Below are 13,283 nucleotides of genomic sequence, written 5' to 3' on the forward strand. Positions count from 1 at the left end.
CTGGACGGCAATGATGCGACACGAGATATAGGTTTTACTGACCTTCCGGAATATACGGCAGGTTTGAATTTAGGCTTTTCTTGGAAGAATTTTGATTTCTCCATGCAATGGACGGGTGCCTGGAATGTAGACCGTATGCTCTCTGAATTCAGACAGCCGCTTGGTGATACTCAAAACAAAGGCTTGTTGTTGTACCAATATGAAAATACCTGGCGGTCTTCAGAAGACTCATATACTGCTAAATTTCCTCGTATTACGGCAACGAATCGTAAAAATAACTTTGAAAAAGGAAGTGATTTGTACTTGATTAATGCAAGCTACCTCCGTTTGAAGAATATTGAGATCGGCTATAATTTTGATTTCCCCTTCATGAGAAAGTTGAAGCTGAATAGCTGCCGCATGTATGTAAATGGCTATAATTTATTGACATTTACCGCTTTTGATTGGGGAGATCCGGAGTCTCGTCAGAGCGATCGTCCTAACTATCCGCTGACCAGAGTATTTAATATTGGTCTGAAATTAGGCTTTTAATGTTTATTGATATTGAAAATAAGAAACTTAAGAATTAAATACTTAAGATATGAGACATTTAACTAAATGGTTTATAATAGCATTTGCAGGAGTTACCATACTCTTTGCTTCTTGCGTCGATCAAATAAAGTTCGGTGATAGTTTTCTTGAAAAACCGCCTACGACGAACGACTTGAATCAGGATTCTATTTTTGGAAAAGCTGATTATGCCCGTGCATTTTTATGGAATGCTTATACAAAACTTTATTATGGCTTGCCTTATTACTGGGGTGGTTATGATGAAAAGAAAAATGAACACCGGTATGTTTGAAATTCTTTCTGATTGCTGGCATAGTCATAACAGTTGGGATGGAGTGAATCGTCTCTATTATAGTGGTGCGTATACGGCAGCAGATGAAGATGGTTCCCGAGGTGATGTTCGTTACAATTATATAGATGATAAAGCCTGGAGTGGTATTCGCGCTGGATGGATGTTTATTGAAAATGTTGAGCGTGTACCGGATATGGACAATGCAGAGAAAGCGCGTCTGACTGCAGAAGCAAAAGTATTAATAGCTTCTCGTTATTTCGATATGTTCCGTCATTTTGGTGGTTTGCCGCTGGTAGACAAAACATACGGTGTACAAGCTGTATACGAAGTACCCCGTGCAACAGCTGCGGCGACAGTTGAATTTATGATTGGTTTATTGGATGCTGCTATCAATGAATCGGAATTACCCTGGTCTCTGGGAACAGATGATTCTAATTGGCAAGGACGTTTTACAAAAGCGGCAGCAATGGCATTAAAATGTAAGATACTGTTGTTTGCGGCCAGTCCTTTGTTTAATGATAGTGAACCTTATTCTACAGAATCTCCACAAGATGCTGTAAGTAATCTGCAAGTATGGTATGGAGGTTATAATGCTGATTGGTGGGAACAATGCTATCAGGCATGTTATGAGTTTTTTGAACAGCTAGAAGCTAATGGCTTTTATGCATTGATGGAGGCAGATGGAACAAGTTCACAAAATTATCGTGATGCCTTCTTTAAAGCTTATTTCGAACGTCAGAATAATACGGAATTACTTATTTCTACTCGTGTAATAGGTAAGTTCAATAACGACTGGTGGTACAAATTTCAAACTGAATTTGTAGGCTATGGTAACTATACTCCAACCTTGGAATATATGCAGATGTTCCCAATGAGTGACGGCACACCTTTTGACTCCAATACACTGTTGGCTGATGGTGCTTTCCCGTTCTTTACTGATAATGACTATAACAAGCCGGTACGTGATCCACGTTTGTATGAGACGATGTTGGTGAATGGTGCTAATTTTGGTGACCATGCAGCTGAATTGTGGTTGGGAGGTCGTGATAACATTGACAATACGGAAAAGGAAACAGGAAAGGTCGCTACTGGTTTCAGCCTTTATAAATTCTATAAGACAGGTAACTTAAGCGGAACCTATCCTCAATGGCCTTATTTACGTTTAGCAGAAGTTTACTTGATTTATGCAGAAGCCATCCTGCACGCTAAGGGGGATTTGCAAAAAGCTATTGATCAGGTAGATATCGTACGTGCTCGTGTTGGTTTAGGTGGTTTGGCAAAATGTAATCCTACTAAGAATCTAACGACTGATAAAAATGCTTTATTGGAAGAAATACTCCGTGAACGTGCTTGTGAGCTTGGTTTGGAAGATGTACGTTTCTTTGATATGATTCGTTACAAACGTGCAGATCTTTTCCAGAAAAAACTTCACGGACTGAAAGTTTATCGTAATGATGGTGGTGGAAACAAACCATGGTCAGGTACTAGTGGTAATGCTTCTGAATACCCTAATAAACCTTCTAATTTCAAATACGAAGTGTTCGAACTTAAAAATATAGCTCGCACGTGGTGGAGCAATTTTAATCCTAAATGGTATTTAGCTGCTTTCCCGCCTTCGGAAGTAAACAAAGGATATGGACTGACACAAAACCCGGGTTGGAAATAAAGGTAAAAATAACCATATAATAAAGAAAGAACAACATGAAAAAATATAAAATAATAGTTTTAGCAATGTTGGCTTGTGTCTCTCTGAAAAGCTGGGCGCAAGAGGAAGGCAATATAGCCGGCAAAGTGGTTGATAAACTAGGCAATCCGATAGAAGGTGTATTGATTTCCGTTGAAAACAATCCGTTGGTACAGGCGACGACTGACCGTAATGGTAAATTTGAAATTATAGCCGATCATACTAAACGCTTGCAGGTACGTACTGGTAGGGATGATACTAAAATTGTGCCTGTAGCTGATGGGAAAGACCTGACGATTGTTATGGATTTCTCAAGTGAGAAAGTTAACTACGGTTTTGGTCTGAATCAGACCAATGCAGAATCTACAGGTGCGGTCTCTACTGTTTATGCCGATCAAATTGATAATCGTTCTACGTTTAATGTAGGTAATGCATTGTATGGTAATGTAACGGGACTTTATACTATGCAGAAGACGGGTAATGTTTGGGACCAGATTTCTTCTATGGCTATCCGTGGGCAAAAGACATTAAATGATAAAAATGGTATATTGTTGTTGGTGGATGGTCTGGAACGAGATAATGGCTATCAAGCATTGAATTATATCTCTCCTGAAGAAGTAGAGTCTGTTAGTATCTTGCGAGATGCAGCAGCAGTAGCCCTTTATGGTTTCCGTGGTGTAAACGGTGTAGTGAATATCGTAACTAAACGTGGTAAATACAAAAGTCGTGAGATAAACTTCTCTTATGATCATGGTTTTAATTCTCAAACTCGAATTCCGAAAATGGCAGATGCTTCTACCTATGCTAATGCTATCAATGAAGCCTTGGCTAATGATGGAAAATCTGCACGTTATTCTCAGAATGAGTTGAATGCTTTCAAGAGTGGAAAGTATCCTTATCTTTATCCTAATGTGAATTGGATGGACGAGGTCTTTCGTGATCAGGGAACTACGGATATAGCAACCTTAACATTCCGTGGAGGTTCTACTAAGATGCGCTACTTCACGATGTTGAATTTGCAGAATAATCGTGGTTTCATCAAGAATGCTAATTCCAATGATGGTTATTCTACGCAAGACAAGTATTCAAGAGCCAATTTCCGTTCAAATTTGGATATTGATCTGACATCCAAAACAAGATTACAGGCTAATATATCTGGTGTACTGAATGAATTCAGCCGTCCAAGCTCAAGTGGCGATAATCTGATCGGTAAGTTGTATACAGTGCCGTCGGCAGCATTCCCTATTAAGACGGAAAAGGGTTTGTGGGGTGGCAATAGTACCTGGAATGGTGATTATAATCCTGTATATCTTGCACAAGGTCATGGTTATACGAAAGGCCACACTCGCGCTCTGTATGCTGATATGTTATTACGTCAGGATTTGTCATCCATTACTAAAGGATTAGGTGGATCTGTACGTATTGGATATGATAACCTGGCTTCTTATTGGGAAGATCACCGTAGAAATGAAAAATATGGCATGCAGTCTGTTACTCAATGGACTAATGGCGAACCATCAGCTTTCACTGATTTTGAGGGAGGTTCGGTAGGTACTAGCGAAAGTTCAAAGTTGGATTGGCAGTATCGCTCTTTAAACTTTCAGGCAAATGTAGATTGGAACCGTAACTTTGGCAAACATGACCTTTACTCCATGCTGCTGTATACGTATAAGTATGACGATAGAAATGGCGTAAATGTAACTTTGTTTACTCAAAATGCAGGTTGGTATACTCATTATGGCTATGATAATCGCTATTTTGCAGATTTTACTTTAATGTTCTCTGCTTCCAATAAGTTGGATCCTAATAGCCGTTGGTTACCGGCTCCCACTGTAGGGTTGTCATGGGTTATCTCTAACGAAGCTTTCATGAAGAATCAAAATGTGATAGATTTCATGAAATTGCGTGCTTCATTTGGTATTATCAATACGGATAACACTCCGGCTGACGGCTATTGGCTTAATAAAATGGGAGGCGGAGGATCTTATCCTGTAATAGGTGGTAGCAATTTTGGAGATGGAGACGGTGGATGGTCTGAAGGTCGGTTACCTTCATTGAACGGAGTGTTGGAGAAAGCTTATAAGTATAATGTGGGTTTGGATATGTCTCTGTTGAAAGGCTTGACTTTTACAATTGATGGGTTTTATGAGAGGCGTTCAGATATCTGGGTAAGTGCATCAGGACAAAATTCGGCTGTATTGGGCGTTGATGGAGCCTATAAGAATGCAGGTATAGTAGATAGCTGGGGTACCGAAATGGGGTTGGATTATAATAAACGTATTGGAGATTTCCAGTTACGTTTGGGTGGAACCTTCTCATTTAACCGTAGTGAGATTATCGAAAACTTGGAAGAACCCAAAGCCTATGAGTATTTGAGTGCGAAAGGAAAATCGGTTGGACAGATTTGGGGCTTACAAGCTATCGGCCATTTTGTAGATCAGGCAGATATTGATAATAGTACACCTCAACAATTTGGTCCGGTAAAGCCGGGTGATATTAAGTACAAGGATGTGAATAATGATGGCGTCATTAACTCCAACGATATGATTCCCATGGGCTATAGTTCTGTTTGGCCGGAAATTTATTATGGTTTCAATGTAGGATTAGAATGGAAAGGTTTAGGCTTTAACGCTTATTTTCAAGGTGTAGGTAATTATACAGCTTGGCTTACATCCAGCGTATATCGTCCATTGATAAATAATACTTCTATTTCACAGTATGCTTATGAGAATCGTTGGACACCTGAAAACCCGAATGCCCGCTTTCCTCGTTTGACTACGGAAAATGTGGAAAACAATACGCAAAGTAGTTCTGTATGGTTACAAGACCGTTCTTTCCTGAAGTTGCGTAACTGTGAAGTATACTATAAGATTCCTTCTGCTTGGCTGAATAAGATCAAAATGAAAACAGCGAAGGTTTATGTAAGAGGTACAGACTTGTTCAGTATTGACAAAATCGATTTAACTGATCCGGAAGCTATAGGAGATGTTTATCCGGCTACCCGTTCCATACATATCGGTTTATCACTGGGACTCTAAATGAAATAAGTTAATAAAAAAAACTAAGATATGAAATTAAAGAATATATGTTTCGGTATTGTTTGTACGGCAGTATTAGTCGGATGTACAGACAAGATGGACTATCATGAATATACCAGCTACGATAAGGAGTATGTATTTTCTGACTTCGGCCGTACATCCGGATTTGTGAATAACATCTATTCCTATTTGGACTCTGATTTGCCCGGTTCAGGAGCATTGGCATCCGCCTGTGATGAGGCAGAAATGGCATTGACTTATTCGAGTGTACTTGACTATACGAATGGAAACTGGAATGCACTGAATCCAAAGTCGCTATGGAATTATTATACACCTATTCGTGCGGTCAATTATTATCTGAAAAATGCAAAAGACCTGGATTTCTATGACTTGCGTTTTACAGAAGATTATGAAGCTCAGATGAATCGTTTTAAGCGTTACCAGTATGAAGTGCGTTTGTTACGCGCCTATTATTATTTCCAGCTGGTACGTGCGTATGGTGATGTTCCTTTCACAACATCCGTGCTGACAGAGGCAGAAGCCAATAGTCTGAAACGTACACCTGCTTCGGAGATTTTTGATTTTATTGTGAGTGAATGTGATGCAGTGGCTCCGGAACTTCCAATAGATTACAGTAAACTTGAAAATGATGCTGCCGGTAATTCGGAGAAACCGGAAACCGGTCGCGTGACTCAAGGTACGGCATTGGCGCTGAAAGCACGCGCTTTGCTTTACCGCGCCAGCAAGCTTTTCAATGAAGGTGAAAACAAAGAGTTCTACAAAGAAGCTGCAAAGGCTAATTTAGATGTAATAAACTACTGTAGCAAGAATGGCATTACTTTAGGTAAGTATACTGACTTGTGGGGTGAAAATAACTGGAAAGCATCTGAGATGATTTTTGTGCGTCGTGTAGGTGCAACTACTGATCCTGAAGTTACTAATTTTCCGATAGGTTTGGAAAATGCGAGATCAGGAAATTGTCCAACACAGACTTTGGTCGATGCTTATGAAATGAAGAATGGCAGTGAACCAAATTCAAAGGAGCCGTATACAGGTAGAGATCCGCGTTTTGCCATGACGATTGCTGTGAATGGGGACAAATGGCCGAATACAAATCCTAATCCGCTGGAAATTTATGTGGGAGGTAGAAATGCTTCGCCTATTCCTTATGCAACCCCAACAGGCTACTATCTAAAGAAATATGTAGATGGTTCTACGGATATCAGTGCCAGCACAGGTAGTGGAGGTAAAGTGCATAGTTGGGTGACATTCCGTTTAGGAGAGTTTCTACTGAATTATGCGGAAGCCACATTCAAATATTTTGGAGAGGCTGATAATAAAGATGGTGAACTTACTATGTCAGCTCGTGAAGCAGTAAATAAGATACGTAAGCGTACTGGTGTGGATATGCCGGAATTTCCAGAAGGTATGAGTAGTGATAATTTCTGGAAGCGTTATAAGAATGAACGTATGGTGGAACTTGCATTTGAAGGACATCGCTTTTGGGATGTACGTAGGTGGAAAGAAGGCGGTTTTAAGAGTCTTGATCGGGTAGTGATCACGAAAAATAGTGATGACTCGTTCACTTATACGCGCAATACTAAATCTTTGGTTTGGGATGATAAGATGTATTTCTATCCAATACCGGACTCTGAACTTCGTAAAAATCCGAATTTGACTCAAAATACAGATTGGTAAAACATACGTGTTTAACTATAAAAATGAGATATTATGAAATTGAACTTTAAATATATGATTGTTGTCGGGTTATTGATTGGCATGACAGGTTGCGATGATAACTTAGAAACTTTTGAGATAGGGGGGAGCACAGCGGCTCCCACTGCTATCGCAACATCGGCTGTAAACTCAGATCCCTTACCCGGACAAATTAAATTGACCTGGAATACTCCGTCTGAAGGTGCATTTGAATATCTTCAGATTAAATATCATGATCCGTTGACAGAACAAGATGTTTGTAAGATAGCTTCTATTGGTACGACTGAAATGTTGATAGAAGATACGCGTGCCCGTTTTGGCGATTATTCTTTCTTTTTCCAGACTTTCAATGCTGCCCATCAAGGTAGTGAGGTTACGGAAATAAAAGCAAAATCAGGAGCAGCACCATCTACTACGACAGAAAAGTCGCGTACAGAAATGAAAATAGAGGCGGATCAGCTTAGCACGAATGCACAGGAACCTTCTGAAGGGCCGATTAAGAATTTGATAGACGGTAAAGGCAATACTTTCTTTCATACGAGATGGAGTAGTCCTCAGATAGAATTGCCTCATTATATTCAGATTGATTTTAAGGAAGCGCATGAGGATTTCGCTATTTATTACCAGAATCGTACGGATAATACATGGACTTCGGAAGGGCGTCCTTCTGTGGTGGAATTACAAATAAGCAGTGATGGAAAAACTTTTGAAACAGTGGCGACATTGTCAGGTTTACCTTCGGCACACAGTACTGAGTATACCTCAGAATTCGTTGTACCAGGGAAGACATTTACTTCTTTCCGTTTTAATGTAATTGCTACTTCGGGTAATACGAAGTATTTCAATTTGGCTCAATTTAAATTTTATGATGTGGAAGTAGAAATCTATGATCCTGAAACTGTACCTTTAGATTAATTTTAATTGGGATAAGAATATGAAAAATAAGATAAAAATCTGGGTAGCTCTTTGTGTAGCTGCCTGTTCAATCACTTTCTCCGCTTGCGATGAAGATAATGACTTTGGGTACAATGGAAAATTGAGCTTAAACTATTTGGGCATCAAGCAAGCCAGTGAAATATGGGATGGAGCTCAATGTAATATAGTTACGGCTTTGAAAGAACCGCAAGAAGGTGAAGTGCAGAAAGTTAAGAATTTTAATTATCGCCTGAATCTGGCGCTTTACCAGAATCGGAAAGCGGAGAAAGATGCTACGGTAGACTTGGTTATAGCTTCAGATTCTTTGAAGAAGGCCATTGCTTTGGTTGGAACATCTTCTGTTTATACTGTTTATGCCGATGCAGAACTGTTGCCGGAAGAATACTATAATCTCTCTGCTAGTAAAATGGAACTGAGTGCCGGCTGTAAAAAGTCGGAAGAAGTAGAACTGAATGTTTACTCTAGTAAACTGATTGCGTTAGTACAGGACGAATGGAAAAAAGATGTGACTTTTGTGTTGCCTGTACAAATTCAAAATTCTACTTCTTATAGCATTAATGATAAGACAAATACGATGATGTTTTTCTTTAATGTGACTTATGTAGATCCTGGTGAAGAGTATTTCGCCGACGGAGAAGGTGTACCTGATGACCATGAATTGGAAGGCGGATATAAACTGGTTTGGCATGATGAATTTAATGGAACCGGCGCACCGAATGCTGAAATGTGGCGATATGAAGAAGGATTTCAGCGCAATGAAGAGGATCAGTGGTATAAAAAGGAGAATGTTGAAATGAAAAAGAATGCATTGGTTTTTACAGCCAAGCAGGAACGCGTGAAGAACCCGAACTACAATCCGAATGCAACGGGGGGGAACTCTTGGAAACAGACTCGTGAATATGCGGAATATACTTCCGCTTGCGTGGTAGCCCAAAATAAGTATGCTTTCAAATATGGGAAACTGGTTGTACGCGCTAAGATACCTATTGAGCAAGGTGGATGGCCTGCGATATGGTCTACCGGTAACTGGTATGAGTGGCCGCTGGGTGGTGAGATCGATTTTCTGGAATTCTATAAGAACAAGATTCATGCTAACCTTTGCTGGGGTGGAAATAAACGTTGGGATGGTTCATGGAATTCTGCAAATTATCCTATTACTGATTTCACGTCCAAAGATGCGAAGTGGGCGGAAAAATATCATGTTTGGATGATGGATTGGGATGAAAAATACATTCGCATCTATCTGGATGATGTGCTTCTGAATGAAACCGACCTGAGTACAACCTATAATAAAGGTGACCATGGTGCCGGAGAGGGTGGTTATATTAATCCCTATTCCAATGATCTGGAAGGATTTGGTCAGCTTATGATGCTGAACTTGGCTATCGGTGGTAGCAATGGAAGACCTATAGAAGCAACTTTCCCGCTTGAATATCGGGTAGACTATGTACGAGTTTATCAGAAAAAATAAATAAAATCTTTAATTTTGTATTCCGTATTGTCCCTATGAACCTAACAGAACATTGGGGCAGTACGGAATATTTGTAAAATAGGTAATAGTATATGAAATATATAAAGTATTTGGGAGGATTCTTATTATTGACAATTATTTGTCTTCCTCTATTATCGCAGACTAAAGAACGGTGGAAAGATGTTAATAATGAATATATCAACGCCCATGGTGGCGGCGTTTTATTTCATAACGGATTATATTACTGGTTTGGCGAACATCGCCCTGAAAACGGCTTCACTACCGAAGTGGGAGTGAACTGTTACGCATCTTCCGATTTACAGAACTGGACTCACAAGGGTGTAGCGCTTGCCGTATCCGAAGAACCCGGTAGCGATATTGAACGTGGTTGCATCATGGAGCGCCCTAAAGTGATATACAATAAGAAGACCGGGAAGTTTGTAATGTGGTTCCATCTGGAACTGAAAGGTCAAGGTTATGGCCCCGCCCGCGCGGCTGTGGCCGTCAGTGACAAACCGGAGGGACCTTATCGCTTTGTTCGTTCCGGACGGGTGAACCCCGGAATCTATCCGGAGAATATGCCTGAGGCAGACCGGAAGCTGACATGGAACATGAAGAAATATAAAAAGTGGTGGACTCCGGAGTGGTACAAGGCCGTTAACCAGGGACTGTTTGTGAAACGCGATATAGAAGGCGGACAAATGTCTCGTGATATGACTTTATTTGTGGATGACGATGGTAAAGCTTATCACATTTATTCTTCAGAAGAGAACCTGACTCTGCATATTGCAGAACTGACAGATGATTATTTGCAGCATTCAGGGCGCTATATTCGTATCTTTCCCGGTGGACATAACGAAGCACCGGCCTTATTCAAGAAAGATAATATGTATTGGATGATTACTTCCGGATGTACCGGTTGGGATCCTAATGAAGCCCGTATGTTTTCAGCGTCTTCCATTTGGGGACCGTGGAAGCAACATCCTAATCCATGTCGTGGACAGAACAGTGAGAAAACCTTTGGTGGACAAAGTACGTTCGTATTGGAGTTGCCGGAGAACCGCTTTATATTTATGGCTGATGTATGGAAACCGAAGAGTCTGATGTATTCCGGGCATATTTGGCTGCCTATGCAGTTTGATGAACAGGGTGTTCCGTTTATTGAGTGGACGGACGAGGTAAATCTGTCCGCTCAATCGGAGTGGAAATTGGTATGGAGTGATGAATTTAATACAGACGGTCTTCCGGATACGACTGTTTGGAGTTATGATAATGGCTTTGCACGCAATGAGGAAGCCCAGTGGTATCAGAAAGGCAACGCTTACTGCAAAGATGGAAAGCTGATTATTGAAGCACGGAAAGAAAAAGGACGTAAAAATCCTTGGTATGAGGCCGGAAGTAATGACTGGAGGAAGAAGCGGGAGTTTATTGAGTACACTTCCTCATGCATCACTACGGCCGGCAAGAAAGAGTTCCTGTATGGCAGATTCGAGGTTCGTGCCAAGATTCCCGTGAGCGGAGGGGCATGGCCGGCTATTTGGGCTTTGGGCAGTGGTATGGAATGGCCTTCGTGTGGTGAAATTGACATAATGGAATACTATCGTATCAAAGGTGAACCGCATATTCTGGCAAATGCTGCCTGGGGAACTGACTGGCAGTGGAATGCAAGATGGAATAGTAAAGCGATTCCTTTTACTCATTTTACAGATAAAGACCCGGCGTGGGCGGATAAGTTTCACATCTGGCGTATGGATTGGGATGAAACGGCCATTAAAATCTATCTGGATGATGAATTACTGAATGAAATTCTTTTGAGCGAAACTGTTAACGGTACCATCGGAAAAGGAACGAACCCCTTCCGCATGCCACAATATCTTTTGCTGAACTTGGCTCTTGGTGGCATAAATGGTGGCGAAATTGATGATAAAGGTATTCCTATGCGTTATGAAATAGATTACGTTCGGGTATATCAGAAATAGTTTAAGACGGGTGAATCTAAGTTTATTGAATTGTCACTATGATGCTGAATAGTTGATTTCAATGACGTAATGTGTGTTTTTGTCTGTTATTAACAACGAGTCTTTCCGTGGAATAGAGCCTTCTGGAAGATTCTACCTGTCTTTTCCCTCAATTCAGACCGTCTGTTTAGGAAAAACAGACGGTCTTTTACCTTCCAACAAGCGGTCTTTTACTCTAAAACATACCATGTAATTTCCCAAAAGACTTATTCTTTTTTCCGAAGGGCTACACCATAGGTCCAAAAGGGTGTAGCCTTGTTGACTGAAGGGCGATACCATCCGGCATAAAGGGTGTAGCCTTGCTTTTTACAGGCAATATTTTCTCTATTTCGGTGGAAATAGGAAATGGACTGAAAGAAGCATTTTTTTAGATATTGTCAATAATGTCTTCTATAGTGTTTTAACTTCGAACTTATCATTGTCTAATTGTCTGGTATTTCTTTCTGTCCGTATTCTTTTGAATTTACCTGATAAAGAATCCTTGCGTTTTTCCGTATGATGCCGTGGTCGGTACGGAAAGAAAAGAATGTGACAGGGTAGGATTATCAATTTGTCATTTTGTTAATTCCTCATCTATATTCATTTACATACATGCCACAGTCTGAATCAGTGATTGGTTGGTGTGATAGTGTAGCACTCCTGAAAATAATCCTATCGAACAAATAAGATAGTTTTAGAACTTTTTATGTATATTTGCCGGAGTTGATTAATAATATTTGCTAACTAACAACTATGAAAGAAAAGATCAGGAGTTTCTTCTTTATCTTGGGGGTATTGTTTCCTATAGTATGTCAAGCTATGGTAGCGCCCGGACCTAATTCTTTGGTATTCAAATCTTCATCTGTTCTGAATAGCTTACCAAGTAAAGACGTGCAGTCGGTGTATCAGGACCGGGATGGTTATATTTGGATATCTACCCGCAACGGACTTTTTCAGTATGATGGCTATTCCATTACTACCTATAAATCCAATCTGTATTGCCCGGATTTATTAACGAATAACAATATTTATTGCGTGGCAGAGGATGCGCAACATCGGCTATGGATTGGTACTTACAGCGGACTGAATGTGCTGGATAAGCAAACAGGACAGATTCGGAAAATAGATGACCCGGAAATAAATGGTATTGGCATATCTCAAATATTGGTGACAAGTGACAATCGCATTTTATTTGCTACAGAAGGGGGATTGCTTGAATATCTGGAAGATAGCAATCGTTTTTTAGCTTTTAATCAGGATAATACCGATGGCGTTTTCCCAAAAACAACTGTAAAGTCTTTGTTTGAAGATGATCGGGGGGATATATGGATTGGTACATGGAGTCAGGGATTGTTCCGCTATGAAAAGAGAACCGGTAAATACTGGAAGTACCCGCAAATGAACTCCGGTAACTCAGCTCATGTTGTCTTTCAGGATAGCCATAAAAATATATGGGTAGGAACCTGGGGAGCAGGATTACATTTGCTGCATGATGCTTATAATCCGGAGAAAACCACTTGGACAACATTCACCCATGATGAAAATAGGTCGGGTACAATTTCCGATAATCTGATTTATGCTATTTCCGAGGATCTCAATA

General features: G+C 40.4%; 8 protein-coding genes and 1 pseudogene. All 9 read left to right on the forward strand.

Annotated features, from left to right (window positions below; translation table 11 throughout):
* A pseudogene (locus tag BACCELL_RS03775) lies at positions 1–531 on the forward strand (SusC/RagA family TonB-linked outer membrane protein); the annotation flags it as partial.
* Positions 532–580: 49 nt separating this feature from the next.
* On the forward strand, positions 581–841 hold the full coding sequence (locus tag BACCELL_RS27660) for a hypothetical protein (protein WP_007210228.1): 261 nt from the start codon (positions 581–583) through the stop codon (positions 839–841).
* A complete protein-coding gene (locus BACCELL_RS03780) occupies positions 807–2,507 on the forward strand; it encodes a RagB/SusD family nutrient uptake outer membrane protein (protein WP_345916999.1) in 1,701 nt (566 codons plus the stop codon). The genes BACCELL_RS27660 and BACCELL_RS03780 overlap by 35 nt, the downstream gene beginning before the upstream one ends.
* A 35-nt stretch (positions 2,508–2,542) precedes the next feature.
* The gene (locus BACCELL_RS03785; RefSeq protein ID WP_007210230.1) at positions 2,543–5,563 is read left to right on the forward strand and encodes a SusC/RagA family TonB-linked outer membrane protein; all 3,021 of its coding nucleotides are present in this window, start codon (positions 2,543–2,545) and stop codon (positions 5,561–5,563) included.
* Between the two features lie 30 nt (positions 5,564–5,593).
* Positions 5,594–7,261 (forward strand): RagB/SusD family nutrient uptake outer membrane protein, encoded by a 1,668-nt coding sequence (locus tag BACCELL_RS03790; RefSeq protein WP_007210231.1) that lies wholly within the window; start codon positions 5,594–5,596, stop codon positions 7,259–7,261.
* A 33-nt stretch (positions 7,262–7,294) separates the two neighbouring features.
* Positions 7,295–8,194: a discoidin domain-containing protein gene (locus BACCELL_RS03795; RefSeq protein ID WP_007210232.1), complete on the forward strand. Its 900-nt coding sequence runs from the start codon at positions 7,295–7,297 to the stop codon at positions 8,192–8,194.
* Between the two features lie 19 nt (positions 8,195–8,213).
* Positions 8,214–9,686, forward strand: a complete 1,473-nt coding sequence (locus BACCELL_RS03800; RefSeq protein WP_007210233.1) for a family 16 glycosylhydrolase — start codon at positions 8,214–8,216, stop codon at positions 9,684–9,686.
* A 92-nt stretch (positions 9,687–9,778) separates the two neighbouring features.
* The gene (locus tag BACCELL_RS03805; RefSeq protein ID WP_007210234.1) at positions 9,779–11,665 is read left to right on the forward strand and encodes a family 43 glycosylhydrolase; all 1,887 of its coding nucleotides are present in this window, start codon (positions 9,779–9,781) and stop codon (positions 11,663–11,665) included.
* Positions 11,666–12,436: 771 nt separating this feature from the next.
* Positions 12,437–13,283, forward strand: an 847-nt coding sequence (locus BACCELL_RS03810) for a ligand-binding sensor domain-containing protein (protein ID WP_007210236.1), incomplete at its 3' end; no start/stop codon positions are given.

This window comes from Bacteroides cellulosilyticus DSM 14838, assembly GCF_000158035.1.
Taxonomy (GTDB): Bacteria; Bacteroidota; Bacteroidia; order Bacteroidales; family Bacteroidaceae; genus Bacteroides; species Bacteroides cellulosilyticus.

Bases quoted from the DNA above. Each gene is read 5' to 3' on its own strand.
- BACCELL_RS27660 (WP_007210228.1), top strand. From the start codon at position 581: ATGAGACATTTAACTAAATGGTTTATAATAGCATTTGCAGGAGTTACC.
- BACCELL_RS03780 (WP_345916999.1), top strand. From the start codon at position 807: ATGATGAAAAGAAAAATGAACACCGGTATGTTTGAAATTCTTTCTGAT.
- BACCELL_RS03785 (WP_007210230.1), top strand. From the start codon at position 2,543: ATGAAAAAATATAAAATAATAGTTTTAGCAATGTTGGCTTGTGTCTCT.
- BACCELL_RS03790 (WP_007210231.1), top strand. From the start codon at position 5,594: ATGAAATTAAAGAATATATGTTTCGGTATTGTTTGTACGGCAGTATTA.
- BACCELL_RS03795 (WP_007210232.1), top strand. From the start codon at position 7,295: ATGAAATTGAACTTTAAATATATGATTGTTGTCGGGTTATTGATTGGC.
- BACCELL_RS03800 (WP_007210233.1), top strand. From the start codon at position 8,214: ATGAAAAATAAGATAAAAATCTGGGTAGCTCTTTGTGTAGCTGCCTGT.
- BACCELL_RS03805 (WP_007210234.1), top strand. From the start codon at position 9,779: ATGAAATATATAAAGTATTTGGGAGGATTCTTATTATTGACAATTATT.